The 24,362-nt window shown below is 41.7% G+C and carries 28 protein-coding genes and 1 pseudogene; 12 read left to right on the forward strand and 17 right to left on the reverse strand.

Annotated elements, in window-relative coordinates:
• Positions 1-115: 115 nt before the first annotated feature.
• From AC1DXF_RS26100 to AC1DXF_RS26110, 3 genes are all read right to left on the reverse strand, one after another.
• Positions 116-463, reverse strand: coding sequence for a VOC family protein (locus AC1DXF_RS26100; RefSeq protein ID WP_477451636.1), 348 nt, complete (start codon positions 461-463; stop codon positions 116-118).
• Positions 464-515: 52 nt separating this feature from the next.
• Entirely contained in the window at positions 516-1,115 is a 600-nt protein-coding gene (locus AC1DXF_RS26105; protein ID WP_477451637.1) for a tetratricopeptide repeat protein, read from the reverse strand.
• 76 nt (positions 1,116-1,191) lie between these two features.
• Complete coding sequence (locus tag AC1DXF_RS26110; RefSeq protein ID WP_477451638.1) at positions 1,192-1,803, reverse strand: hypothetical protein; 612 nt, start codon at positions 1,801-1,803, stop codon at positions 1,192-1,194.
• 167 nt (positions 1,804-1,970) lie between these two features.
• Between AC1DXF_RS26110 and AC1DXF_RS26115 the strand changes: the two genes are divergently transcribed.
• The 4 genes from AC1DXF_RS26115 to AC1DXF_RS26130 all read left to right on the forward strand — a co-directional run bounded on the left by AC1DXF_RS26115 (position 1,971) and on the right by AC1DXF_RS26130 (position 5,354).
• Positions 1,971-2,165: a KOW motif-containing protein gene (locus AC1DXF_RS26115; RefSeq protein WP_477451639.1), complete on the forward strand. Its 195-nt coding sequence runs from the start codon at positions 1,971-1,973 to the stop codon at positions 2,163-2,165.
• 98 nt (positions 2,166-2,263) lie between these two features.
• Positions 2,264-3,901, forward strand: coding sequence for an L-glutamate gamma-semialdehyde dehydrogenase (pruA, locus tag AC1DXF_RS26120; protein WP_477451640.1), 1,638 nt, complete (start codon positions 2,264-2,266; stop codon positions 3,899-3,901).
• A gap of 165 nt (positions 3,902-4,066) precedes the next feature.
• Entirely contained in the window at positions 4,067-4,348 is a 282-nt protein-coding gene (locus AC1DXF_RS26125; protein WP_477451641.1) for a hypothetical protein, read from the forward strand.
• A 10-nt stretch (positions 4,349-4,358) separates the two neighbouring features.
• Entirely contained in the window at positions 4,359-5,354 is a 996-nt protein-coding gene (locus AC1DXF_RS26130; protein WP_477451642.1) for a hypothetical protein, read from the forward strand.
• 78 nt (positions 5,355-5,432) lie between these two features.
• On the opposite strand, the gene AC1DXF_RS26135 is transcribed toward AC1DXF_RS26130, so the two are convergent.
• From AC1DXF_RS26135 to AC1DXF_RS26180, 10 genes are all read right to left on the reverse strand, one after another.
• The gene (locus AC1DXF_RS26135; protein WP_477451643.1) at positions 5,433-6,893 is read right to left on the reverse strand and encodes a serine hydrolase domain-containing protein; all 1,461 of its coding nucleotides are present in this window, start codon (positions 6,891-6,893) and stop codon (positions 5,433-5,435) included.
• Positions 6,881-7,420, reverse strand: coding sequence for a hypothetical protein (locus tag AC1DXF_RS26140; protein ID WP_477451644.1), 540 nt, complete (start codon positions 7,418-7,420; stop codon positions 6,881-6,883). The genes AC1DXF_RS26135 and AC1DXF_RS26140 overlap by 13 nt, the downstream gene beginning before the upstream one ends.
• 13 nt (positions 7,421-7,433) lie before the next feature.
• Positions 7,434-8,360, reverse strand: coding sequence for an aspartate carbamoyltransferase catalytic subunit (locus AC1DXF_RS26145; RefSeq protein WP_090467170.1), 927 nt, complete (start codon positions 8,358-8,360; stop codon positions 7,434-7,436).
• Positions 8,361-8,591: 231 nt separating this feature from the next.
• Positions 8,592-9,140, reverse strand: coding sequence for a bifunctional pyr operon transcriptional regulator/uracil phosphoribosyltransferase PyrR (gene pyrR / locus AC1DXF_RS26150; protein WP_477451645.1), 549 nt, complete (start codon positions 9,138-9,140; stop codon positions 8,592-8,594).
• Positions 9,141-9,258: 118 nt separating this feature from the next.
• Entirely contained in the window at positions 9,259-9,654 is a 396-nt protein-coding gene (locus AC1DXF_RS26155; protein ID WP_477451646.1) for an ACT domain-containing protein, read from the reverse strand.
• Between the two features lie 68 nt (positions 9,655-9,722).
• Positions 9,723-10,217: a hypothetical protein gene (locus tag AC1DXF_RS26160; protein WP_477451647.1), complete on the reverse strand. Its 495-nt coding sequence runs from the start codon at positions 10,215-10,217 to the stop codon at positions 9,723-9,725.
• A gap of 61 nt (positions 10,218-10,278) precedes the next feature.
• Positions 10,279-10,485 carry a hypothetical protein gene (locus tag AC1DXF_RS26165; protein ID WP_477451648.1) on the reverse strand — a complete coding sequence of 69 codons (207 nt, stop codon included), beginning with the start codon at positions 10,483-10,485 and terminating at the stop codon, positions 10,279-10,281.
• A gap of 90 nt (positions 10,486-10,575) precedes the next feature.
• Positions 10,576-11,115 (reverse strand): RNA 2'-phosphotransferase, encoded by a 540-nt coding sequence (locus AC1DXF_RS26170; RefSeq protein WP_477451649.1) that lies wholly within the window; start codon positions 11,113-11,115, stop codon positions 10,576-10,578.
• 72 nt (positions 11,116-11,187) lie between these two features.
• The gene (gene rpsA / locus AC1DXF_RS26175) at positions 11,188-13,167 is read right to left on the reverse strand and encodes a 30S ribosomal protein S1 (RefSeq protein WP_477451650.1); all 1,980 of its coding nucleotides are present in this window, start codon (positions 13,165-13,167) and stop codon (positions 11,188-11,190) included.
• Between the two features lie 199 nt (positions 13,168-13,366).
• On the reverse strand, positions 13,367-14,029 hold the full coding sequence (locus AC1DXF_RS26180; RefSeq protein WP_477451651.1) for an ACP phosphodiesterase: 663 nt from the start codon (positions 14,027-14,029) through the stop codon (positions 13,367-13,369).
• A gap of 170 nt (positions 14,030-14,199) precedes the next feature.
• Between AC1DXF_RS26180 and tyrS the strand changes: the two genes are divergently transcribed.
• The 3 genes from tyrS (at position 14,200) to AC1DXF_RS26195 (ending at position 16,573) form a co-directional block, all read left to right on the forward strand.
• The gene (tyrS, locus tag AC1DXF_RS26185) at positions 14,200-15,483 is read left to right on the forward strand and encodes a tyrosine--tRNA ligase (RefSeq protein ID WP_477451652.1); all 1,284 of its coding nucleotides are present in this window, start codon (positions 14,200-14,202) and stop codon (positions 15,481-15,483) included.
• A 140-nt stretch (positions 15,484-15,623) separates the two neighbouring features.
• A complete protein-coding gene (gene parS, locus AC1DXF_RS26190) occupies positions 15,624-16,118 on the forward strand; it encodes a type II RES/Xre toxin-antitoxin system antitoxin (RefSeq protein ID WP_477451653.1) in 495 nt (164 codons plus the stop codon).
• The gene (locus AC1DXF_RS26195) at positions 16,118-16,573 is read left to right on the forward strand and encodes an RES family NAD+ phosphorylase (RefSeq protein ID WP_477451654.1); all 456 of its coding nucleotides are present in this window, start codon (positions 16,118-16,120) and stop codon (positions 16,571-16,573) included. Before parS ends, AC1DXF_RS26195 begins: the two co-directional genes overlap by 1 nt.
• Positions 16,574-16,705: 132 nt before the next feature.
• Here the strand turns inward: AC1DXF_RS26195 and AC1DXF_RS26200 are convergent, their stop codons facing one another.
• Positions 16,706-17,410 carry a PH domain-containing protein gene (locus tag AC1DXF_RS26200; protein ID WP_477451655.1) on the reverse strand — a complete coding sequence of 235 codons (705 nt, stop codon included), beginning with the start codon at positions 17,408-17,410 and terminating at the stop codon, positions 16,706-16,708.
• 59 nt (positions 17,411-17,469) lie between these two features.
• Positions 17,470-18,456, reverse strand: a complete 987-nt coding sequence (locus AC1DXF_RS26205; protein ID WP_477451656.1) for a LuxE/PaaK family acyltransferase — start codon at positions 18,454-18,456, stop codon at positions 17,470-17,472.
• A gap of 239 nt (positions 18,457-18,695) precedes the next feature.
• Here AC1DXF_RS26205 and AC1DXF_RS26210 point away from each other — a divergent pair, with 239 nt between their 5' ends.
• The 3 genes from AC1DXF_RS26210 to AC1DXF_RS26220 all read left to right on the forward strand — a co-directional run bounded on the left by AC1DXF_RS26210 (position 18,696) and on the right by AC1DXF_RS26220 (position 20,847).
• Entirely contained in the window at positions 18,696-19,175 is a 480-nt protein-coding gene (locus AC1DXF_RS26210; protein WP_477451657.1) for a DUF1203 domain-containing protein, read from the forward strand.
• Positions 19,176-19,263: 88 nt separating this feature from the next.
• Positions 19,264-19,935: a lipid-binding SYLF domain-containing protein gene (locus tag AC1DXF_RS26215; protein WP_477451658.1), complete on the forward strand. Its 672-nt coding sequence runs from the start codon at positions 19,264-19,266 to the stop codon at positions 19,933-19,935.
• A gap of 237 nt (positions 19,936-20,172) precedes the next feature.
• Positions 20,173-20,847 carry a lipid-binding SYLF domain-containing protein gene (locus tag AC1DXF_RS26220; RefSeq protein ID WP_477451659.1) on the forward strand — a complete coding sequence of 225 codons (675 nt, stop codon included), beginning with the start codon at positions 20,173-20,175 and terminating at the stop codon, positions 20,845-20,847.
• A gap of 79 nt (positions 20,848-20,926) precedes the next feature.
• Here the strand turns inward: AC1DXF_RS26220 and AC1DXF_RS26225 are convergent, their stop codons facing one another.
• Together AC1DXF_RS26225 and AC1DXF_RS26230 are read right to left on the reverse strand one after the other, a co-directional pair.
• Entirely contained in the window at positions 20,927-21,925 is a 999-nt protein-coding gene (locus AC1DXF_RS26225) for a fumarylacetoacetate hydrolase family protein (RefSeq protein WP_477451660.1), read from the reverse strand.
• Positions 21,922-22,221: a hypothetical protein gene (locus tag AC1DXF_RS26230; RefSeq protein WP_477451661.1), complete on the reverse strand. Its 300-nt coding sequence runs from the start codon at positions 22,219-22,221 to the stop codon at positions 21,922-21,924. Before AC1DXF_RS26230 ends, AC1DXF_RS26225 begins: the two co-directional genes overlap by 4 nt.
• A gap of 194 nt (positions 22,222-22,415) precedes the next feature.
• Between AC1DXF_RS26230 and AC1DXF_RS26235 the strand changes: the two genes are divergently transcribed.
• A complete protein-coding gene (locus AC1DXF_RS26235; RefSeq protein ID WP_477451662.1) occupies positions 22,416-23,747 on the forward strand; it encodes a MutS-related protein in 1,332 nt (443 codons plus the stop codon).
• A gap of 527 nt (positions 23,748-24,274) precedes the next feature.
• Positions 24,275-24,362 (forward strand): annotated as a pseudogene (locus AC1DXF_RS26240) (Rpn family recombination-promoting nuclease/putative transposase); the annotation flags it as partial.

Consider the following 24,362-nt stretch of genomic DNA (forward strand, 5'->3'; position numbering starts at 1 on the left):
CTGCTTGATTATTGTAATCTACAAATTTCTGCTTAGCGCGGCGACTTTTTTTGATTGAACGAAAAGCGAGTTACCTGTTATCGATAACATCGAAAAAACAAGCAGCTTTTTAATCTTACTTTTTATACAATTCGATTTTCCGTCCATCGGGATCAATAACTACCGCCATAAAACCAAATATTGTTGATACTGGCTCTGATGCAAATACGATATTATTCTCTTTTAATAATTCAATGGTTTTATCAAAATTATCTATCTCAAAACCTAAGCGCAAACTTTTATCCGCTTCTGATTGGTTTTTTGTTAGGGGATACATTTCAATTACAGTTTGATCAACAGTAGCTGAATAATGATAAGGAGAATTACCATGTTTGTGATATTCAAAAACAAAACCTAATAACTCATAAAATTTGGCAAGCTTTTCCGTATCGCCTGTTCTGATGACTAATAGTTTTACTTTCATGATGAATGACTCCCTCTACCCTTGTAAGTTAGCAATTCCACTCGTCGTGAATTTATAAATCGACCCATATTTTTACATTCTCAGATGGCCGTCGGCTCTTTTTACGTTCAACATATGCCCTTATTTCCGCTGCGTCATCCGCATCGGGCTGCAGCCTTAAATACTCCTGGTAACTGGAAAGCATTTGATCTACTTCGGCGTATGTTAGTCCCTTTGTTTTTAACAGGTTGGCGTAGCATTTACCAATATACCAGTTGGCCGAGTAATATTGCCCGCTCTGCTTATCAATTAAGGGCAAGGCCTTTAAAAATTCATTAACCGATTTTCTGTCCTGCGAATTTTCAAAATAACCTATTCCGCTGTACCAACGGGCTGCTACATTATTTGAATCTGTTTTTAAAACCTGTTGAAGTACAATTTCGGCTGCTGCAAACTTTTTTTGTTGAATCAGGGTAAGCCCAAGCTGACATTGATAAATAAGGTTTGTTGGATCGGCCTTGATACCATCCCTAAACGCCCTCTCGGCCTTGCTTAACTGACCCTTATCTAAAAAGGCATTGCCTTTTTCCAGGTAATCTTCCTGCGCTAAACATCTTATGGTAGCAGTTATTAAAATCAACGTTATAAGGGTATATTTTGCAAGGCTTTTCATATGATGAAATTTGGTTTAAAGGGATATTTTTTTGAGCTATTATGATGCCGGGAAGCTTACTAACCCTTATTGTCTTTTACCGCCTCATAGCAATATGTTGATGTACCCATTTTGCCTCGTCTTCGGGCGTTACTTTATCTGCACTGCTACTTGTCCTGCTGAATGTAGCCTGCGCAAAATGATAAGGCTCGCTATCGTCAAAAAACGGACCGACAACACCCAGCATCCATCCATTTTTTGCGGCCCAGTGAGGTGCATCAACCCGATATTTAAATACCTCATAGTGTACAAAATTGTTATTTCCGTCAAAATCAATAGTTACCCGTTTTATATGTTCAATTTCATCGGGGCAGGCATCAAGCTCTGTCGGAAACTCGAGCCAGACTGCCAGGGCACTTTCAGCACCCTTTAAAAGCGTAAAATATTCTGCAGGAAAAAGCGCGGCCTTATCATATTTTTTTAAAATATGATAAGCATCGTGCCTTGTGAGGATATTTTGCGCAAACGGTAAAATATCATCTGTTGATATCTCGGTTTCGTTGTTCAACTGATCAAAAAGTAGCTGGATCCTGTTAAATCGCAGGCTTTCGAGTTTTTTTCGTTGCGCCCTTACTTTTAAAAAGCGGTAAGCAACAAAACCGATAAGGGCAAAAACAATAGCGCCGATGATGATAAATAGTATTTCCATTTTAGTATGAATATAAATTTAAAAAATGAATAATTTATACCACCCCAATATATCTTTCCGCCTAAAAAACGCATGGCCTTAAACTCCAAAATGCTGGTGGTTTACAATGATATCAACAGACATTAATTACCTTTAAGCGTAGATTACAAACTAAACAACACACAAATATGACCACGGAAAATTTAAAGGACGGAGACGACTGTAAAGTTATAGGAGGAACCCACGCCGGAAAGTCCGGCAAAGTATGTGATATAAACACCAGTAAAACCGGGCACATTACCATTACCGTTGTACAAGAAAACGGCGACCGGTTTAAAACATTAGGCAAGAATGTAGTGGTGATACCTCCAGGAAATTCCTGAAATATAGACCCAATTCTACCCATCAACATTTTGACACTCCCCTCACCCACCGTCAATCACAAATGCCTATCTTTGCCCCTATTAATTGACGACCCATTATGCTTAAAGGATTTTTTAATGTCCCAGCTCCTGTAAACGAGCCGGTTTTAAACTATGGCCCCAGAAGTTTAGAGCGTGTAGCCCTCAAAGCCGCTTTAGACGAGGCCCGCGCGCAACAGTTAGATATACCTATGTACATTGGCGCGCAGGAAGTACGCACCGGCACCAAGCTGGAAATTCGCCCGCCACATGATCATAAACACCTGTTAGCTACCTTTAGCGAAGGTGATGCCAGCCATGTAACTGCCGCCATCAATGCAGCCCTTGCCGCCAAAGCTGATTGGGAAAACCTGCCCTGGGAGCAACGTGCCGCCATATTTTTAAAAGCTGCCGATTTAATTGCCGGCCCGTACCGTGCTACCATAAACGCGGCTACCATGCTTGGTCAATCAAAAAACGCCTACCAGGCCGAGATTGATTCTGCCTGTGAGCTGATAGATTTTCTGCGTTTTAACGTGGAGTACATGACCGAGATCTACAAACAACAGCCCCCAGTATCGGGCAAAGGCGTTTGGAACCGCCTGGAACAACGCCCGTTGGAAGGTTTTGTGTTTGCTTTAACCCCTTTCAACTTTACAGCTATTGCAGGTAATTTACCGGCATCGGCAGCTATGATGGGTAACGTAGTAGTTTGGAAACCTGCCTACACGCAGATTTATGCGGCCAACGTGATCATGAAAATATTTAAGGAAGCCGGTGTACCCGCTGGCGTTATCAACCTGATTTACGTTGATGGCCCGGTTGCCGGCGAAGTAATATTTAACCACCCCGATTTTGCAGGCATCCACTTTACCGGATCGACAAAAGTTTTCCAAAGCATCTGGCAAACTATCGGCACCAACATCCATAAATATAAAACTTATCCACGCATTGTAGGCGAAACCGGAGGTAAAGACTTTGTGCTTGCCCACCCAAGCGCTAATGCCGATGTGGTGAGCACAGCCTTGGTTCGTGGCGCATTTGAGTACCAGGGGCAAAAATGTTCGGCTGCTTCCAGGGCTTACGTACCGGCCTCCTTATGGCCTGCGGTAAAAGCCAATATGCAGCGCGATATTACATCGTTCAAAATCGGTCCGGTTGAGGACTTTGAGAATTTCATTAATGCAGTGATCACCGAGGTATCGTTTGATAAACTGGCTAAATACATTGATGCCGCTAAAACAGATGAAGGTGTTGAAGTTGTTGCCGGTGGCAGCTATGATAAAAGCAAAGGCTGGTTTATTGAGCCAACCGTGTTAAAAGTAGAAGACCCATACTATGTAACCATGTGCGAAGAGCTTTTTGGTCCCGTATTAACCATTTACGTGTACGAGGACGATCAATTTGATGAGGTGCTTAACATTGTAGATAAAACATCCATCTACGCCCTTACAGGCTCTATTATCTCGCAGGACCGTTATGCCATTGCCAAAGCAACCCAGCACTTGCGCAACGCAGCTGGAAACTTCTATATCAACGACAAACCAACCGGAGCCGTTGTTGGCCAGCAGCCATTTGGCGGCGCCAGGGGATCGGGCACTAATGATAAAGCAGGTTCGATGATCAACCTGTTACGCTGGGTTTCTCCACGCACCATTAAAGAAACCTTCGATCCCCCGACTGATTACAGGTATCCGTTTTTGGCTAAGGAATTGTAAAGTTAAGAACTACCATAACTCTTAAAAAGCCGCGAGAATAAAATTTCGCGGCTTTTTTTTGTAATAAAACATATTACCTGCTTTAAGGTATTGCCAGTTACAACTTTCTTGTTTAACTTTATGATATAAAGGCAACTACATGTCTTATATCCAAACCTTATTGCTATGGCCTACGGAAACATACTTACTGTTTATAACTCCAATGAAGCGATTCTTGATGCGGTAAAAACCATCTTAAACGGGCTTCCATTCAGAAAATTGGAAAGCACTTTCTTTTTACAAACGCAGGACCGGCAACAAACACGTGATATTGTAGGTAAGCTTATTGCAGCATCGGTTGTTTTTACCTTTTACTACATTGACGATTTTAATGGAGATGCATTGCCCTTTGCCGGTATTGATACGCAACTAATACAAGACATTAAACATATCCTTTTATTGATATGATTTTATTGATATGAAAAGATATATCCTATTTATACTAAGCTTACTCATAAGTTTTAGTTCGTGCAAAATACTGGATGACCATAAATCATATTATCCGGTGGGCGATGATCCCAATATTGGCTGGAAAAGTACCATGGGCAAAGCCAAACCATATGAGCATATACTGTTTGAAGCAAACCCAATCGTGCGTTATAGCGTATTCAACGATGTATACAAGCTAAAAAACGAAGACAATAATGATTATGTGAAAGCATATTATATATCATACCGGCCGCAATTAAGAATGTATACCCAAAAGTCCCTGCCGGTAAAAACGCCGTCGTACCGGATATTATTAGGCTCTCAACAGGTTTTCAGGATTGACAAACTCAATTTACTCGCTATTTCTTTAGAAAGCGGCCATTATTCGAACGGCCAGGACGGAGGAGCTTTTACGGATAAATATCCCGATGAATCACCGGAAAGCGATGCTATTTATAAAACCATAACCTCTCAAACCGATTTATCAACCATGCTTAACCGGAAAAGTGGAAACTTTTCGACCGATTTGACCGAGATGATAGTGAATTTCAGGTTAAATAAGCCGGATAGGAATGATATGGCCAGGTTAACTCATTCGTTTAAATTAGGCGGTACGCTTTATCATAACCGTTTTTTGGGAATTGGTAACTTTGGCGGCTATTCCGACAACGACATCAGGATATACGGCAAAGTGAGGGTAAATGGCGGTTACGAACTTAGCTGGAAACAAAATTGGCTCAGATATTCATTTGCTATAAATGGTGAGCGAATATTCAACGCCCACCCATCCGTTAATCCATGGCGTACAGAGATTATTTTCACGGTATACCCTTTCAAGCCAACACCTGATCTTGGCGTATTCACAACGTTCGTAAATGGCCATGATAACTACAACTACCGCTTTGTCGATTCGGGTAACCAATTTGGCCTGGGCATTTCATGGAATCTCTTCCCGCCAATAAAGCTAAAAGGGCTTCAACAATAATGCCGGAAAGGAAAGCTAAGATCGATTTGATTTTGACAATGGACGGATTATCTCAGGTTTGGTTACTGGTGATTTTGCTTACTGCAACTTCTTCAAAATATTTATCCCAACCATATCTACTGTTTCACCGCAGTTTGATAACACTACTACAGCAAGATTTTTCTCGCGGTTAAAAGCTAAAAATGAACTACTGCCAAACGTACCGCCATTGTGAAAAATGTACTCCACTCCGTTTACAGTAATAATATGCCAGGCCAGGCCCAGTTTGGCGTCCTTTTTAAAAGTTAGCTGATGTGTTAATTCCAGCGCTTTACCCAATTTATCGTCAGGCGGATCCATATTGGCTTTAACATAGGTCAGCAAGTCGTTGACCGATGAATGTAAAGCCCCACAGGGCGCCAGGGCATCAAAATCCCACAAAGGGGTTACATTACCTTCGGCGTTATAAACAATGGCTTCACGGGCCTGTGACGCAGCGGTTAGATGCTGTGCCGTACTTTCCATTTTTAATGGTTTGCAAATCACGTCGGCCACCAGCTGATCGTAAGTTTTACCGCTTACTTGCGCAAGTATGGTTCCTAACAAGCCCACGGCCAAATTGGAATACGCATACTGTTCGCCCGGTACACTGTTTAGCTTACAGGTTTTCAGATAAGCAAACAGGAGCTTTTTATTGTATAGCATATAGGGGTTAAGAGGATCGGTATTGGCGGGAAAATTATCCGGAATCCTCTCCAGGCCAGATGTATGGTTGCTTAAAGTAAGCAGTGTAATGTCTTTTAAATTTGGATTGGCCGCTACCGAATCCGGTAGGTATTTGGTTATGGGGTCGCTCAGTTTTAGCTTTCCCTCGTTAACATAGTAGGCCAAAATTACCGATGTAAAAGTTTTGGTGATAGAGCCAATCTCGAAGATGGTGTTGGCATCAGGCAGGATACTTTTACCTTTGGCTGTTTCGCCATACCCGTAAGTGCTAATGTTGCCATCTTTTAAAACTCCAATACTTAAGCCTGCGGTATTAGCCTGTTCAATGTAAGGGGAAACAGCTTCAGCTACCGCGTTATCTATGATGGTAAGCAGTTTGTTTGATGTTGCAGCCCGTTCTATCCTGTGAGCTGTAGCCTCTTTAAAAGGTTGAAAAAGTAGAATATCGATCTTGTTCGCCTGATCAAGGCCTATCAGCAGTTGTAAAGTAATGCTGTTGAATATGACTTTATAGGTAGCTACCTTATTATTTACAAAACTAACGAGCGACGATCCCTTGATTACACCCAGCGGAAACAGCTGCTTTTCGCTCACATTCCCGAAGGCAGTGCGGCTTAGCTGCGCTTTGAAACTATCGCCCGCAAGGGCATATATGGAATCGGCCTGTTTGGCATTAAAGTAGTGTTTTACCAAAGCGAATACCGAATCGGTTTTGCGTTGCTGGATGCTTTGGGCAGATGCAGTAAATGAACCAAATAAGAAAATAATGACCGCAACTTGCCACGTGCTTTTTTTTAATTTTACCAGTAAGATGCTTTTGCTTATTGATCCCATGATAAAATTTGATTGAATTTACTATTAAAAGGATCGGTTAATTTAATAAATCTCTGTTGATTATATGGCCACCTGATTCTGTTGACTATAACGCCAATTGTTGCTCCTATCATATAAGTATACCCTATAAATGCAAACATATTTCCGGGATCAGCGGCAAGGCTTTTAATGGATACAATAGAAGTAGTTACAAGCAACATACTAATGACTATCCATAAATATGCACCGAGGATTATTCCGCCGTCGGTTATGCAATACAGCCATATTCCCTTTGCCCGGGCTTCCTCCCATTTCTTTACAAAATTGATGTTATAAATATCCTCTTCGGTAAGCCCTTTGCTTTTTAACTTATTGATATAAGCTAACCTGGCATCGTAATGGTAGTAATCGCGCCCAAATGATACCAGGAAGAAAATAAAAGGTGTGACAGAACCATTGAAATAAGAAAGAACAGCGCAAAAAACAAATGCCGCAATCGTGCCCTTATAAGTACTTTTCCAATACGTTTTAAGCAGATCCTTCTTCACTTTGATGCTATATTTATGGCGTTTGCCCAGCCAGTAAGTACAGCACAGCCATCCGCACGGCAACACCGTTCTCCACCTGGTCTAATATAATTGATTGTTTACTATCGGCTACATCGCTGGTTATCTCCACGCCGCGATTTATGGGGCCGGGGTGCATTACGGTGATCTCCTTATCTAACGAATCCAATATGGTTTTATTGAGTCCGAAGAGCATGGTGTATTCCCTTAAGGATGGGAAATATTTAATATCCTGGCGCTCCAGCTGGATGCGCAGCATGTTTGCCACATCACACCAGTTTAAAGCTTTTATCAGGTTATGTTCCACTTTAACACCTAATGAGCCAATATATTTAGGGATCAGCGTGGTAGGTCCGCAAACCATCACCTCGGCACCTAATTGTTTAAGGCAAAGGATGTTTGAAAGCGCTACGCGCGAATGCAAAATATCGCCGACAATTACCACCTTTTTACCGGCTACATCACCATACTTTTCGCGGATAGAAAATGCATCCAGCAAAGCCTGCGTAGGGTGTTCATGTGCGCCATCGCCAGCATTCACTATCTGGGCTTTTACATGTTTGGATAGGAAAATGCCCGCGCCCGCGTAGGGATGGCGCATTACCACCATATCCACCTTCATCGCCAGTATGTTGTTTACCGTATCAATCAGCGTTTCGCCCTTGCTCACCGACGAAGATGATGCCGCAAAGTTCACCACATCTGCCGAAAGGCGCTTCTCTGCCAGTTCAAACGACAAACGGGTACGCGTGGAGTTTTCAAAAAATATATTGGCAATGGTTACATCGCGCAAAGAAGGCACCTTCTTTATCGGTCGGTTTAAAACGGATTTAAAGGTATCAGCCGTTTCAAATATCAACTCAATATCTGCCCGGTTTAAATCTTTTATGCCTAATAAGTGCCTTGTGCTTAGTCCTGCCATGGTGTGTTTGTGTGCGTATTCTGTTTAAGTCCGTCGTTGCTTCGTTCCCTCCATGACATATTCAATTTCCCTGTCATCCTGAGTTACGAAGGATCTATTTACCGCCTTGCATCGCCGCCCTGTAAAGTCAGCGAATAGATGCTTCGTACCTCAGCATGGCAGTTTTGTATTGTAAGTCATCCCCTTTCAGAGTCCGTGGATTTCATCACTCGCAATGACGCTTTTGTATTGTTATTCCTGTGCTTCTGATACAAGTACTATCTTATCTTCTCCATCAGTATCCTTCCAGGATACTACTACTTTCTGGCTCGCAATCGAATCCACTTCAATTCCCACATAATCTGCTGCTACCGGTATATGTCTTGAATATCGCCTGTCAACTAACGCCAGCAGTTCTACTTTCTCTGGCCGGCCAAATGCCTGCATGGCATCCATGGCGGCGCGGATTGTGCGGCCTGTCCACAGTACATCGTCCATCATGATCACTTTTTTTCCTTCAATTATAAAATCAATTTTGGTTTGATTGGGCACCAGCGGCGACCCCTGGCGACGAAAATCGTCGCGGTAAAAGGTGATATCAAGGTCGCCCTGCATAATTTTGCTTTCGGGAAGGATCTTGCGGAGTTCTTCTGCAACGCGGCGGGCCAGGTAAATGCCCCGTGGTTGAATACCAATCAATACCGAACCCGAAAAATCGTTATGATTTTCGATTAACTGGCGACATAAACGTTGTATGGTGATCTGAAATTTCTGTCCGTCGAGCAGCGTTAGATTTTGCATCGTATGGGTGGATTTGGGCAAAAATAGTAAATAGTTTTGAAAGCCCCCTCTAAATCTCCCCCGGAAGGGGAGACTTTTTTAAATCACAGTAAATCTCATACTTTGGGTATAAAGCAGGTTATTTACCGGCTAAATTCTCCAGAGCTGTCATTGCCCGCTCCCCATCCTTTTTAGCTACAAAAATATGGTCATGATAATAGGCGGCAACTACATTACAGCTTATTCCCTCTTTGGCCAAAGCGGCAGCAAAAGCGGCGGTAAGGCCGGTGGCTTCTAATGACGAATGGATGGTTAACGTAATCCAGGCGGCAATGTAGCTATACTCCAGCCCAAGTGCATCGGCTGTTTCTTTTTCGAGGATCACGGTTAGCGCCTCTTCTTCCTTAAACGTGGCTACAACTTGTTGTATGTCGATGTTTTGATCATTTGATACAGTACAGTAAACATAATCGCCCTCATTTAAAAGAGGAGTCATGTTTTTGAGCAGGGTGTCGAGGTTGGTTTCTCCGGCCATGAGTCAGAAAGGTATGTTTGGTTATAAGAAGTTTTCGTGATTTTAAAAACCGACTAGCATAGCGGGTTTTATATTTCAGGCATATTTAAACTATTATTGAATCCTTCGTAATATACTCCATAATTAGAAGATTGCCATGTGCCATTTAACATTTGTTCAATAATCTCAATTGTTGCAATTAGACTTTGAGTTTTAATTGGAAAGTTCCATTCAATCTGAAAATATTCATCTATTTTGGAACGCTCAAACTCATTTAAGTATGATATCGTAAGCTCGTTCCCTTTATATAACAATATTGTTTTTGTATGATTAAGTACACCGAGAAAGATGTCTCTATCATCAGCATTTATTATGGATCTGTTTAATGGAATATTTACCATACCCAAACTGCTACCATTCCTATTGTAGTCGCAACTTCGATATAGTCTTTGCAGGTTATCAGAAAAGCTATTTAAACCAATACTTTCAAATGCTTCACAAATGAACTGTGAAAGCACTTCGATAAAAGATTCAGGAATCCAAAAACCTTTTTCCTTATATTGTAAATAAGCTACATTAGGCATATTTCGAGGTATAAGTAATCTTTTATTAGATGTTTGCAGCGAGATAAAATAAACATTCTCGTTACCATATTTTACGCATTTGTTCAATTTCGGCGTGTAATTGCCCGGCCTGCTCTGCTGAAATACATCCTTTTAACAAAGCAGAAAGCTTAGCTGGCTGTGTTTGTACTTTTTCATTAACTACCTGTATCAGATCCATCTCTTCAAGATCATGAATGAGCTTAAGCGTTTTATCGTCTTTTACTTTTATGGTTAATGTAGTCATCATCAAAAGGTAATAAGTCAAATTTACAATATTCCGCAGGCATTATTTTATGAAACTTTTGAGGTAAACGCCTCTTTGCAGCCATGCCAATGCTCAGGGAATACTCAAATATTTCGTCGGCACCCCCGTAGTTAACCAAACATTGTCACTCGTTTGATAAAACACCCAGCCTTCTTTGGCCAGACCTGCTGCGTCTATCTCAATCAAAACCGGCTTACCGTGGCGTTTGCCAACAGACAGGGCGATTTCTTTATCAGAGGAAAGATGTACAAACTGCCGCTGCATGACAAGCAAGCCATTTTCTCTTATAGCTTCTACATTATTTACCGATGTCCCATGATAAAGCAACTCCGGTGGCTCAACCGTCTTTTCGTCCAATATAACTTCGATGGAATGACCGTGGGTGGCCCTTATCTTACCGCCATCGTCGCTAAACTCCCACCTTACTTTATCAAAAGATTTGCTTAGTTCCACAATTTCGGCATGGGTAAACACCTGCCCCTTTGCGGCAAGTGATTGTATTAGTTCATCGACCGATGCCCAGCCAAAATCATCTATGCTGAGGTTGCCGTCTTCGGGATGATGCCTGAGCCAGTAGCTAATGAGCTTACTGGTTTGTTTTGTATCCTGCATGGTATTTAATGTTATAAAAAAAAAGCCCTTCCAATTTCTCGGAAGGGCTTAAGAATATTACGTCAGTTAAGCTTATGCTTCTTCGCCTTCAGATTCTTTTTTAACAGCAGGGGCTGGCGCAGCTTTGCGGGCTTTGCTTTCAGCACCTTCCATTTGCTCTTTTAACTGAGCTAATACGCTAAGGTCGCCTAAAGTTGATTTTTCAACTGATTCTTTCACTTTTTTAACCGCATTGCTGGCAGATTTTGCCTCTTTTTTGCGGTTTTCAAATTCCTGAACACGAGCGTCAGCGCGAGCTTCTTCCCATATACGTGAGTGTGAAATTACGATACGTTTGTTTTCTTTGTTAAATTCAATGATCTTGAATTCAGCAGCCTCTTCAGCTTTAACGCTTTTGCCGTCTTCTTTAACCAGGTGTTTAGTTGGCGCAAAGCCTTCAACACCGTAAGGTAAAGCTACAATAGCACCTTTGTCAGTTACTTTTAACACAGTACCTTCATGTATTGAATCAATAGTGAAGATGGTTTCAAAAGTATCCCAAGGGTTTTCTTCAAGCTGTTTGTGGCCTAAGCTTAATTTACGGTTATCGATATCAAGCTCTAAAACAACCACGTTTAATTTTTCACCAACTTTAGTGAATTCATTAGGGTGGTTAACTTTTTTAGACCATGATAAGTCGCTGATGTGGATTAAGCCGTCAATTCCGTCTTCCAGTTCAACAAACACACCAAAGTTGGTCATGTTTTTAACTGTAGCAACGTGAGTTGTGCCGATAGCGTATTTCTCGCCAGCGTTTTGCCATGGATCAGGAGTTAATTGTTTAACACCTAAGCTCATTTTGCGTTCGTCGCGGTCAAGTGTTAACACTTGTGCTTCAATCTCATCGCTTACTTTAAGGAATTCCTGAGGATTGCGCAGGTTTTGTGACCATGACATTTCTGATACGTGGATCAAACCTTCAACACCAGGGATGATTTCAAGGAATGCACCGTAATCAGCAACAGTAACAATACGTCCTTTTACTTTCGAGCCTACAACGATGTTCTCGTCAAGCGACTGCCAAGGGTGTGGAGTTAATTGTTTTAAGCCCAGAGCGATACGTTTTTTCTCGTCATCAAAATCAAGCACAACAACGTTGATTTTTTGATCCAATGCAAGAATTTCGCGTGGATGCTCAATACGGCCCCATGAAATATCAGTAATGTGTAATAAACCATCAACACCACCAAGGTCAATAAATACACCAAAGTCTGTAATGTTTTTAACAGTACCTTCCAATACCTGACCTTTTTCAAGGCGGGCAACGATTTCTGTTTTTTGGTTTTCCAAATCGTCTTCAATCAGCACTTTGTGCGATACCACTACGTTTTTAAACTCGTGGTTGATTTTAACAACTTTGAATTCCATTGTTTTACCAACGTACACATCGTAATCCCTGATAGGTTTAATATCGATTTGTGAACCTGGTAAGAAGGCTTCAACGCCCATGATATCAACAATTAAACCACCTTTAGTTCTGCTCTTCACAAAACCAGTGATGATTTCATCATTATCAAGTGCTGAATTAATGCGCTCCCATGATTTTTGAGTTTTTGCACGTTTACGTGAAAGTACTAACTGACCGTTAGCATCTTCCTGCGACTCTACAAATACATCAACTGTATCACCGATCTTCAGATCAGGTGTATCACGGAATTCTGATACTGAAACTAAACCGTCTGATTTAAATCCTACATTCAGAACTACATCTTTGTTGTTAACATTAACAACAGTACCGGTGATAATTTCGCCTTTGGTGATAGAGCTGAAAGTTCCATCATACAATTTTTCGAATTTTTCACGGTCGCTATCGCTGTAGTTACCAAATTTTTTGTCATCTGCATCCCAGTCGAAATCTTCGCTCGGTGTAGCTGCAATTTTAGATTTGATCTCTTCGATCGAGATTGAATCAGCTTCTGATTCAATAGTTTCTTTTTCGCCAGATGCGGTAACTGTACCCAGTTCAGCTTCTTTCGCTTTTAATTCTTTTTCTGCTTCTTGTTTTTTTGCCATTAAATAATTTATCTCCTTTTCCCAATTTGTTAATTGGGACTGCAAAGGTAAGGACATAATTTTATTAAAAAAAGAATTATTTAATGTTAATTGCTGATATTTAAGCCTTTTTGAGCCGATGGAATCATTTTTTGAGCAGGCGATTAAAGTAACGGCACCTTTTGAATTGAAAACGCATTACATCAACCTGTTAGATACGCTATAATTTAGCCCCTATCCCGGTAAAAATCGACATAAAACTATCTTCCAGGTAATTGCGATATATATCTAAAACATCATTCATCGCCGCCTCCTGCTGTGGCGTAAAAGGATCTTTCCATATCCGCATACAAATACGCTTAAGCGCATAGGCTATCTGGTGGGTTTCTGCATAGGTATGCAGGTATTTGCTCGCCTTAAATTTTTCGTAAAATTTAAAAAACACTTCGGTGTTTTTCAGACCCGAAAAGGTTAAAAACTCGTTTATAGTTTCTGTTTTACAGCCGGATAGGTGGTCATAAAACTCATCAACCTTTACTTTGCCCGTGGTTAATAGCAAATTATCTATAATAAGCTCCAATGCGATATGACCTAAAAAAAATGGCTTAACTGGTGAGCCTTCGATAGCAGGGCGCAGGAGTTTTTTTAACTCGTGCGAGTGTGTGGTAAAAAAATCAGAAGAGTGAAAATACCTGTCGACAGCCAGGTGCTTATTCCAGCCGACTATAATAGAATTAACATCGTTATCAGGGTGTTGTAGCTTTTCGGGGTGCAGGATAATGTGTTTATCGGCATTTTTCAACAGGTCGGGCAGTACCGTTCCCAATACGTGGTAACAGTTGCTGGTATCCCTGTCGAAATAATAATGCGATAAAAAATTCATAAGCCTTGAGCTGCAAAATACCCCGTTTTGCTCAAGATACAAAGAATAAGTAATTATTTGAAATAGATTTTACGTGTAGTTAACGGTTGACAAAAAGTTTCCCAAAGTTACATTTTGGTAACTTTGTGCTTTAGCTTTATATCTTTGCAACCTTTGAAACAACACTTAATATGAATTTTGTTGAAGAACTAACCTGGCGCGGTATGCTGCATACCATTATGCCCGGCACCGAAGAAATGCTTAATAAAGGCATGGCTTCGGGATATATAGGATTTGACCCAACTGCAGATTCGCTGCACGTAGGCCACCTTACACAGATCATGACCTTGATCCACTTTCAGCGCGCGGGCCACAAACCATTCGCGTTAGTTGGCGGTGCTACCGGCATGGTGGGCGACCCTTCGGGCAAATCGCAGGAACGCAATTTATTATCTGAAGATGTTTTGCAACATAACCTGGAGGCTGTAAAGGCGCAACTTACCCGTTTTCTGGATTTTGACAGCGGTATGAACAGTGCCGAAATGGTGAACAATTACGATTGGTTTAAAAATTTCACTTTCCTTGATTTTATCCGCGACGTTGGAAAGCACATTACTGTAAACTACATGATGGCCAAAGATTCGGTTAAGAAACGATTAGAAGGTGATACCGGCATGTCGTTCACCGAGTTTACTTATCAGCTGGTTCAGGGATACGATTTTTATTACCTGTGGAAACACCATAACTGCACCATACAAATGGGAGGCAGCGACCAATGGGGTAATATTGTTACCGGCACCGAGTTGATTCGCAGGAAAGATGCAGGCGAAGCTTTTGCGCTTACTACCCAATTAATAAAAAAAGCAGATGGTACCAAATTTGGCAAAACCGAAAGCGGCGCCGTTTGGCTTGATCCAGACCGTACATCGCCATACCAGTTTTACCAGTTTTGGTTAAAGACGAGCGATGTTGATGCTAAAGCATATATTCGGATATTTACATTATATAACCGTGAGGTTATAGAAGCTTGGGAAGCAGAACATGATATTGATCCGGGTGCCCGCGTTTTGCAAAAAGCTTTGGCGAAAGATATTACCATTAGGGTACACGGAGAGGCCGGGTATGAGAAAGCGATTAAATCTTCTGATTTCTTATTTGGTAAAATAGGACTCGATTTTTTTGCTGAATTAAGCGATTCTGAAGTTTTCGGAATTTTTGAAGGAGTGCCCAACTTTACTATCTCATTAGCAGAGTTACAAGAAGGTATTAATGTTGCTGATCTGTTAGCTGTTAAAACCACGATCTTCCCGTCAAAAGGTGAGGCTAAGAAAACTATTATCGGCGGAGGTGCATCTATCAATAAATTAAAGATTACTACAGCCGATGACGTTTATAATACAGATGCTCTGATAAACGGAAAATTTATAGTGGCGCAAAAAGGAAAAAAGAATTACTTTTTGATAGTGGCAAAATAAACACATGATCAGATTTGCGAAGTTTTTGAAACTTCGCAAGTCTTTCCGTTAAATTTAAAAAAGCGATGAACATAAAACTTCATCGCTTTTTTGTTTGACAATATTTGCAAATACGACAAATGGTAATTATATTTGTACATATGTCATATAAAACAAAAAAAGAATCGCAAAATGTGCTCAATGAGCCTATGGTTGCTTATGGCAGCATGGGTACTATGCCTTCGTTTTATAATCTGCTTGGGGGCGCAAAATCCTTAACCCTCAACTCCGATTTCGATATTATTAACCTGGCTCGCAAGGGCTTCCCTAAAAGCGCATTGCTTACGCTGGCAAAAAAAATATCTTTAAACCTACAGGAGTTAGCTATTATCTTACACATCAGTGAGCGTACTTTACAGCGCTATGAAGACGATGCCATTATTAAAACTGAATACGCCGAGAAAGCTGTTGAGCTTGCCCGCCTGTATACCCGTGGCCAGGAGGTTTTTGGATCGATGGAGAAATTCAAAACATGGATAAAAACCCCATCGCTTATCTTTAAAGGCGAAGCCCCGGTTACTATCCTGGATACCTCTGCAGGCTTTGATATGGTTTTTAAAGAGTTGGGGCGTATTGAACACGGTATTTTTGCCTGATGATATTGTATCGTATTAGTAACTGCAATTATGCCGGCGATTTAAGCGGTACCGGAGCCCGTTTATATGGAGGCCGCTGGAACAGCGAAGGTAAATCGATGCTTTACACCGCTTCATCACGGGCACTGGCCGTGCTTGAAGTATTAGTCCATTTGCCTCCCCTATTAGTACCTGACAATTTTTGCCTTGTAGAAATCGAGGTCCCCGAAGATAACATCTATGCCCTAAACCCGGCATTATTACCCCCAAACTGGCGGGATATACCTGCCCCGGTGGCATTACGTCAATTGGGGGATGAGTTTTTAAAAAAACGAGAACACCTGGTAATGAAAGTTCCTTCATCCATTGTACCTGCCGAATACAACTACCTGATCAATCCCTTACATCCGGCTGCATCAGTGGTAAAACTAACAAACACAGAAACATTTAGCTTTGATGAACGACTTTTGAATTAGAGTTGGCTACGCCGTCATTGACTCATTTGCTCCGCGTCATTGGGTCATTTGAATTATTGATACAATGCCCCAATGACAAAAAAAGCGATGGTTTTTCCCATCGCTTTTTTTAAATGACGTAATGACTTAATATTAAAAATCACTTAACAAATCAAGCTTCTTGGCATTGTACTCTTCCTGCGATATCAGGCCGTTATCAAAAAGCATTTTAAGTCTTTTTAACTTTTCGGTAAGCTCATCCGGTTTTGGGGCTGCAGCTTGTTGCGCAACCGGCTCAGGAGCCGGAGTGGGAACGGGAGGAGCCATCGGTGTCGGCGTTGGTATTTGTGACGCGGCTACCGGCGCCTGAGCAGCAAACACCTGTTGCGCGGGTGTTGTACGAGCCGCGTTATCAAACTGAACAGCGCCAGATTCGGCACGTTTTTGTTCCAGGTCGCGTTGGCGGCGGGCTTCGCGTTCAACCTCTTTACGTTCCTGGGCGTATTGATATAACTTACGGCCTTGTACTTTAGGTAGATAATCGACCGCCATTTCGGCTCCGTTGGTGGTTTTCACGCTGAATATAGCGCCAATAATTTCTTCCTTTGTATATACATCAACAATATCCTTCCATACAAAATCAACAAATTTGATGGACAGGCCCAGGTTGGCCGGGGTAAAAAATAAGATACGCTTGTTGGTTATGGCAATGCAATCCGGAAATAAATTCACCAATGGCTTTTTCTGAACCGCTATATAAATGATCTCTTCACCAGAAGAAAGCAGGTCGACCAGGCGGAAGTAAACTTTCTCAACCGTTTTTGGATCTTGTTCCTCGTTTAAAAATTTCTCAATCATGTTTTCAGCATTTATGATGCGTGCAAAAATAACAATAATACTTAAGTTGGCTATAAGTTTTAAGCAATCAGCAAATTACATCCCCGAATATCGCTTTGATCAAACCGGCCCAACACCTCAAACGAGCCATTTGCGTAGGTTTTACCCAGGTCCTGTGTGGCTATGAACGAGCAGGAATTGATATTAGCCAGGTCGATCACATTAATTCCACCTGTTTTTCCATTGCTTAACGTCGTGATAGGATCGTTAGTATCGCGGATGATGATTTGCATCCAGGGCGGGCAATCAAAAATGCCATAGCCTTTGGAGTAAGCTTGTGATAGTAATTCCGTCATGCCGTATTCGGAATGTATAGTGCTCACCCCGAAACCTTTGCACAAAACCTGGTGCAATTCCTCGCGGATCATTTCCTTGCGGCGGCCTTTCATACCACCGGTTTCCATTACAATCAATTCAGGGAAATCAATATTGTACTGCTCAATAAAGTCAAGCAACCCAAAGGTAACCCCTATTAACAAAGTAGGCTTTTGAGCTTCCTGCTGTTTTATAAGTTGTTGGTAAAGCTCTTGGTGGTTATACAAAAAGAAACCGCTATCCGGGTTATCAGATTGTTTTATCAAGTCATCAACCATATAAACAAGCGATGAGCCTTCACGCTCCAGGTAGGAAGGCAATAGCGCCAATACCGTATAGTCCTTAATATCACCATAAAACAACCTGAAGGCATTCCTGAAGCTATCTTCGTACCAGGTTTTATTGGTTACATGATGGCTGCTGGTAACCATACCCGTAGTGCCCGAACTGGTAAAAGTGACCTCAATTGGGTCATTTGAGCTAAGAATACAATGCGATTTAAAAAACTCAATGGGTAAAAAGGGTATTTTTTCAACCGTATCAACCCGCTCTAAATCGATTTTCAGACCGTCGAGAAACTGCCTGTATATGGCGCAATTTTCGGCCTGGTATCTAAAAACCGCCAAGGCTGTTTGCTCAAACTGCTCTTTACTATTTATCGAAAAAACCTGTTGTTTACCGGGCATCGTCATCGGGGGCAAAGATAATCGATGATTTATGGATTCCCGCGACTTTTCAGAAATGTACTCATAAATGCGTCGAAATATCGCAAATTTCATGCAAAAAACCTCACATTTTATGCAATTTCTGGTCACTAAAACACAAGAAATATCGCAAATTATTCAACCCCGATAAAAACACGTTTCCGCAAGTTCCGGGTTTTAACTCATTGCCCCTTGCCCCACCTTTGATCTAAATAAAAAACAATATCATGAACAATTTTAAAATCGTCCCACTATCCAAAGCCTTCGTCCAAAAAATAAAAACAACCATGACCGATGATTTTGGCAACCCCGTTGTTGAACAACTGGCAACCGGCCTGGGCCCCTGTCGCGTCTCCTTAAAACCGTTTAACAAAGGGGTAGATAAAAGGCTATTATTTAAACACTCGCCTTTTGAGGTTGAGAATGCCTACAATCAACCCGGGCCAATATTTATACACGCCGCCGATGTAGAAGAATACAGCGATATATTCCGCTTCCCGCCCGAGATTAAGGCCAATAAACAAAGCTTCCCGCTATCACTTATCGGGTACAATAAAGATCAGATGATGGCTGTAACCCGTTTGGTTGGCGATGCTGACGCGGATGAATTAATAAACGAGTTATTTGACCAACATCCCAACATCGAATACCTGCATGCGCGCAACGCCCAGGCCTGCTGTTTTATCTGCAAAATTGAACGAAGATAACAATACAGTTAAATAATTTAATTTAAAAACAACCGATGGGGTTTATGGGTTTATTATACATCAACTATTACATTAAATATCATACCCCATGAAAACGATAAAATTTTTGGCTATCCCATTGATGCTTAGCCTCTTTTTTGTATTGGTATCGGCCAAAGCCGGCGACAAGGAAAACGAACGTGTACACAGCGCCACAAATGTATTGAAGGATTTTAGCAAGATGAAAGAAAGCATCCCGCGCCAATTGCTTCAACAATACGAGGGCATTGTAATTATACCCAAACTAATTAATGCCGGTTTAGGCATTGGTGGCAAACGCGGCAAAGGCGTGGCTATGGTTAAGCTGCCTGACGGCAAATGGAGCAACCCGGTATTTGTAACCTTAACCGGTGGCAGCTTTGGCTTGCAGGTTGGCGTACAATCAGTCGACCTGGTTTTGGTGTTCCGCCATAAGGGTGTATTAACCAAAGTTAAAAACGGAGATTTTACCATTGGCGGTGATATCTCTGCAGCAGCCGGCCCGGTTGGCCGAAGCTCGACAGCCAGCACCGATTACAAGCTGGAGGCCGAGGTATACTCCTACTCGCGCAGCCGTGGTTTATTCGCAGGTATCACTATAAACGGTTCAAACCTGGGTATCGACAAAAAGGCTAATGCCAGCTTTTATGGTAATGACGATTCTTCAAAGGATATCTTCGCCATGTCTGTCAGTAAAAAAGAGTCGGTTAATGGGTTAAAGGCCACTTTGAAGGCATTTTAAGAAGGGCAATTCAGGGCAAATGGCTACTTGCCTTTGCCAGCCCGTAAATTAAGCAACAACTTAATAAACTAATGGCGGTGAGTTATTTAAACTCATCACCATTAGTTTATGTTTTACAGCTTATCGGCCTCATTTTAAGTGTTAGGTCATACAAAGGTTAATAAATAACACAAACAACTGCACGTTTTATGAGTTGCTTACGTTAATTGCTAACATTGCATTTAATTTACACACCCCATGAAAACGTTAAAACTGTTAAAATTCCCGTTAATATTAAGCCTGTTTTTTGTGCTGATATCGGCCAAAGCTGATGATAAGGAAACAGAGCGGATCCAAAATTCGGCCAATGTGCTGAAGAATTTTGCCGAGATGAAAGAAAGCATCCCGAGCGAGCTGATGAAAAAATATGAAGGTATAGTAATTATCCCAAAACTTATCAACGCAGGCCTGGGTATTGGCGGTAAACGCGGTAAGGGCGTAGCTATGGTGAAGCTTGCCGATGGTAAATGGAGCGACCCGGTTTTTGTTACCCTTACAGGTGGCAGTGTTGGTTTCCAGATAGGTGTACAATCTGTTGATCTGATCCTGGTGTTCCGTCATAAAAGCGTGTTAACCGATATCAAAAAAAGCAATTTCACCATTGGTGGCGACATATCGGCCGCAGCAGGACCGGTTAACCGCAACAAATCGGCAACTACCGATTACAAACTGGAGGCCGAAATTTATTCTTATTCGCGCAGCCGTGGTCTTTTTGCGGGCATCAGCCTAAATGGTTCGGGCCTGAATATCGACAACAATGCCGACGAAAATTATTATGGAAACGACGATTCTTCGCAGGATATTTTTGCAAGCTCAAAAAACGACTCGGAAGAAGTTAAGGACTTGAAAGATGCTTTAAAAGCTTTTAAATAGTCTAAAGTCCGAAGTCTTAAATTCTAAGTCTGATTTGATTGTGACTTAAAACTTAAGACTTCGAACTTTAGACTTAGATCTATTTCTTCTTCAGGCTTAATATCGAAAAATCGTCCTTTGCCTTTGTAATTATATTACCAAGCATCCCCAGGCCGGTAACTTCCATTTCTACCAGGTCGCCATCTTTTAGCCATTGGGGTTGATACGATGGATCATTTGACACCCCCGTTCCGTTAAGCTCCAGGAAACAGCCTGTGCCAACCGTTCCGGATCCTATTACATCGCCGGGCAACACATCACATCCATAGGCACAACGTTCAATAATTTCGGCAAAGGTCCATTCCATATCGGCCATATTACCGGCAGATACCTGTTTACCATTTACCACGCATTTCATTTCCAGGTTATAAGCATTACCAGTATGCCCGGGTTTTGCCGGTACCTTATATTTTTCCAGTTCATCGGGCGTCACCAGCCAGGGGCCAATTACGGTCGAAAAATCCTTTCCTTTCGCAGGCCCAAGGTTTAGCAACATCTCTTCCATTTGCAGGGTGCGGGCGCTCATATCGTTCATGATCATAAACCCGGCAATAAAACTATCCGCATCTGCCGCCCTGATGTTGCGGCCTTTTTTATTAAGCACAACGGCTACTTCCAGTTCAAAATCAAGCTTATCAAAATGATCGGGCATGCATTCAATTTCGCCGGCGCCTTGTATGGCGTTGTGGTTGGTAAAATAAAATACAGGGTACTGGTCAAATTCGGGGATCATGGCAACTCCACGGTTACGACGGGCAGTTTCTACATGCTGCCTGAAGGCGTAGGCGTCCCGGCATGATGATGGGTGAGGCACCGGGGCCATCAACTCAAAAAACAATTCTTCTTTAGCTTCCATGCTACCGCTGCTGATTGCGGCGTGTACCCTGCGTGCATGATCCATCAGTTCATCGCCGCCCCACAAAAACTCATTCATATTATCGGGTATCAGCTTATCGCAGGAGTTGAGGTTATAAATATGGCCGTTTACAAAAACGCCCAAATGCTCCCGGTCTTCGGTTTTGTAGGATACTAATTTCATGGATTTTTGGTTTTATTGGTGGTTAGAAAGGTCTTTCGGAGGTATAGCAAATGAAACATCACGTTGCAGGTTGCTATGGTGAGTAAGGCTACGCCTAAATTTATTATCAAAAAGAGTGCAGAAAAATATTCATGGCGCTGATGGCCGGCCGTTTTGCCACCAAGCTTCCAATAAGCAAGCCAAGGGAAGCCCATTGATGTTACACCATCAACAGGAGCGTTATTTTTGGAGTAAAACACGGTCAAAAAAACAAAAACTAAGATGGCAAGTAACGTGGGTATTACTATTATCTTCATGTTTGGCTGATTTTATAAACGGTTATATCAAAGCTAATGAATTTTAATGAGGGATTTGGAAAGTGATGTCGCTTTGATAAATTTTATGATAAACAAAATTTTGGACCGAATTGCAATTTCCACTCATTTAAATAATACAGGCACGGAAAACTACAATCTTATTTTGAGCGTTGATGTTTCTTACCGGCACCCTTATGAATTTCGATATAGACAGGCAAACGCTCAATGATCTGGCAATATTTCAAAATAACACTTCCCGCCAATCTATATATAACCTTTTCAGCCACACCAATACAATTGGCGGCAGCGAAGCGCTGCATGATATGTTCAACAAGCCGCTTACCGATCCTGTTCAGATAAGAGAAAGAGTAGAAGTGTTTTTATACATAGCGGAACACAATATTACCATCGAACTGAATAGAAACGATTACGATTTTGTAGAGTTTTATCTTAAAAAGCATTACCATGCTAAACCATTTTCAGTTATAACAGGATTCTTAGAAAAAATCATACATACATTCAATAACAACAATGATTACTATGTAATTCAAACTGGAATAGAAAGTACGCTATCGATACTTGAGAGCTTAATAAATTACGCTGACGCGCTACAGGGCTATCTGCCTAAGAAAATACAGGAATTCCGCTCCATTATTTTAAATACTTTCCGGCCCGAAGAACTTTTATGGCTCAAACAATTGATAAAGAAACCTAATCGCAGCGCTGCGGATATGGCAAAGGCCGACCACCTTTTCAGGCAGGTCGCGTACGAGAAAATGAAGGCTTTGTTGAATGTTGCCTATCAGTTAGATGTTTATCAATCCGTTGGTTTAAGCGGTAAAAGACTTGGTTTCACGTTGCCGATGATTAATGAAAATAATGCAAGGCGGTTAACTATCCAAGGATTATTCCACCCGTTTATTGCCAATCCTAAAAGTAACGACATAGCATTCAGCGCCGACAGGAACGTTTGCTTTATTACCGGAACCAATATGGCGGGCAAATCATCGCTGCTTAAATCAATTGGAACTGCTATCTATTTATCCCAAATAGGCTTTCCCGTGCCTGCGAAACATATGGTCACCTCCACTTTTAAGGGTCTGATTACAACCATAAACCTGGCCGACGATATTGAACAGGGACACAGCCACTTTTATAAAGAAGTTTTGCGGGTAAAGCAGGTGGCCGAAAAATTAAATCAGTCAAGGGGCATTTTCGTCATTTTTGACGAACTGTTCAGGGGGACAAATGTTAAGGATGCCTATGATGCTTCCCTGGCTATAATTGCTGCCTTTGCAGAGGTAAAAACCTGTTTCTTTTTAGTTTCTACACATATTGTGGAGGTTGCCCATGAATTATCGTCCATCGAAAATATTGATTTCAGGTATATGGAAACTGTTTTTGAAGATACCAACCCGGTAAACACTTATAAACTAAAAGAGGGCATTACCGAAGAGCGGTTAGGCATGTGGATTGTGAAAAATGAACGGATCCTGGAAATAATAAAAAATGCTTTAAAAACTTAGGGTTTGGGTGGATGATTTACCATCGGTTTCCTTATCGTTATGATGACGGGCGATTAAAATGAACCGTGCCGATGGCACTCAATTGCCATTATTTATATTGTTCAACGGGTTGAAACCCGTTGCTACAAAATGTGTCAGGGCTACGCCCTTGGGGAAAACTTGATGAATTGAGGACAGACGGCCGATAATACAATTCATTCAGAATTGAGCCGAAAGTTTCCATCTCTAAGTCAAACAACACAGTCAATTTGTCGCCTTGCCGTATGTATTTTGCCCCTTTATCAAAGTCCGCATAGCGGACGGGGCATTTATTAGCCACGGGTTTCAACCCGTGGACAACGCAACCATACCTATTTGAAGTTCCGTAGGAACGGCCCATTTACTATTAAATGTGCCGTTCCTCCCTTTGAGAAAAAGGGCGATGAAAAACAAACACAACTGTCCGTTTACATACCTTTGACGTTTTATGCCGGCCTGGGCTATCTTCGTGGTGGTGGCGAATAACGAATAAACCTTTATATTTGGCTATGCCCAACAATAACCCTCCTGTTACCGGGAAATACATTGACCCTTTAGTTGATTTCGCCTTTAAAAAAATATTTGGCAGCGAACCTA

Source organism: Mucilaginibacter sp. P2_A5 (assembly GCF_056404995.1).

Coding starts and splice junctions, on each gene's coding strand:
- pyrR (WP_477451645.1), bottom strand. CDS start 9,140: ATGCAAAATCTAACGCTGCTCGACGGACAGAAATTTCAGATCACCATA.
- AC1DXF_RS26160 (WP_477451647.1), bottom strand. CDS start 10,217: ATGCCTAATGTAGCTTATTTACAATATAAGGAAAAAGGTTTTTGGATT.
- AC1DXF_RS26155 (WP_477451646.1), bottom strand. CDS start 9,654: ATGGCCGGAGAAACCAACCTCGACACCCTGCTCAAAAACATGACTCCT.
- pruA (WP_477451640.1), top strand. CDS start 2,264: ATGCTTAAAGGATTTTTTAATGTCCCAGCTCCTGTAAACGAGCCGGTT.
- AC1DXF_RS26145 (WP_090467170.1), bottom strand. CDS start 8,360: ATGGCAGGACTAAGCACAAGGCACTTATTAGGCATAAAAGATTTAAAC.
- AC1DXF_RS26235 (WP_477451662.1), top strand. CDS start 22,416: ATGAATTTCGATATAGACAGGCAAACGCTCAATGATCTGGCAATATTT.
- AC1DXF_RS26165 (WP_477451648.1), bottom strand. CDS start 10,485: ATGATGACTACATTAACCATAAAAGTAAAAGACGATAAAACGCTTAAG.
- AC1DXF_RS26180 (WP_477451651.1), bottom strand. CDS start 14,029: ATGAATTTTTTATCGCATTATTATTTCGACAGGGATACCAGCAACTGT.
- AC1DXF_RS26100 (WP_477451636.1), bottom strand. CDS start 463: ATGAAAGTAAAACTATTAGTCATCAGAACAGGCGATACGGAAAAGCTT.
- AC1DXF_RS26115 (WP_477451639.1), top strand. CDS start 1,971: ATGACCACGGAAAATTTAAAGGACGGAGACGACTGTAAAGTTATAGGA.
- AC1DXF_RS26105 (WP_477451637.1), bottom strand. CDS start 1,115: ATGAAAAGCCTTGCAAAATATACCCTTATAACGTTGATTTTAATAACT.
- AC1DXF_RS26195 (WP_477451654.1), top strand. CDS start 16,118: ATGATATTGTATCGTATTAGTAACTGCAATTATGCCGGCGATTTAAGC.
- AC1DXF_RS26215 (WP_477451658.1), top strand. CDS start 19,264: ATGAAAACGATAAAATTTTTGGCTATCCCATTGATGCTTAGCCTCTTT.
- AC1DXF_RS26205 (WP_477451656.1), bottom strand. CDS start 18,456: ATGACGATGCCCGGTAAACAACAGGTTTTTTCGATAAATAGTAAAGAG.
- tyrS (WP_477451652.1), top strand. CDS start 14,200: ATGAATTTTGTTGAAGAACTAACCTGGCGCGGTATGCTGCATACCATT.
- AC1DXF_RS26110 (WP_477451638.1), bottom strand. CDS start 1,803: ATGGAAATACTATTTATCATCATCGGCGCTATTGTTTTTGCCCTTATC.
- AC1DXF_RS26200 (WP_477451655.1), bottom strand. CDS start 17,410: ATGATTGAGAAATTTTTAAACGAGGAACAAGATCCAAAAACGGTTGAG.
- AC1DXF_RS26225 (WP_477451660.1), bottom strand. CDS start 21,925: ATGAAATTAGTATCCTACAAAACCGAAGACCGGGAGCATTTGGGCGTT.
- AC1DXF_RS26125 (WP_477451641.1), top strand. CDS start 4,067: ATGGCCTACGGAAACATACTTACTGTTTATAACTCCAATGAAGCGATT.
- AC1DXF_RS26210 (WP_477451657.1), top strand. CDS start 18,696: ATGAACAATTTTAAAATCGTCCCACTATCCAAAGCCTTCGTCCAAAAA.
- AC1DXF_RS26170 (WP_477451649.1), bottom strand. CDS start 11,115: ATGCAGGATACAAAACAAACCAGTAAGCTCATTAGCTACTGGCTCAGG.
- rpsA (WP_477451650.1), bottom strand. CDS start 13,167: ATGGCAAAAAAACAAGAAGCAGAAAAAGAATTAAAAGCGAAAGAAGCT.
- AC1DXF_RS26220 (WP_477451659.1), top strand. CDS start 20,173: ATGAAAACGTTAAAACTGTTAAAATTCCCGTTAATATTAAGCCTGTTT.
- parS (WP_477451653.1), top strand. CDS start 15,624: ATGTCATATAAAACAAAAAAAGAATCGCAAAATGTGCTCAATGAGCCT.
- AC1DXF_RS26230 (WP_477451661.1), bottom strand. CDS start 22,221: ATGAAGATAATAGTAATACCCACGTTACTTGCCATCTTAGTTTTTGTT.
- AC1DXF_RS26130 (WP_477451642.1), top strand. CDS start 4,359: ATGAAAAGATATATCCTATTTATACTAAGCTTACTCATAAGTTTTAGT.
- AC1DXF_RS26135 (WP_477451643.1), bottom strand. CDS start 6,893: ATGGGATCAATAAGCAAAAGCATCTTACTGGTAAAATTAAAAAAAAGC.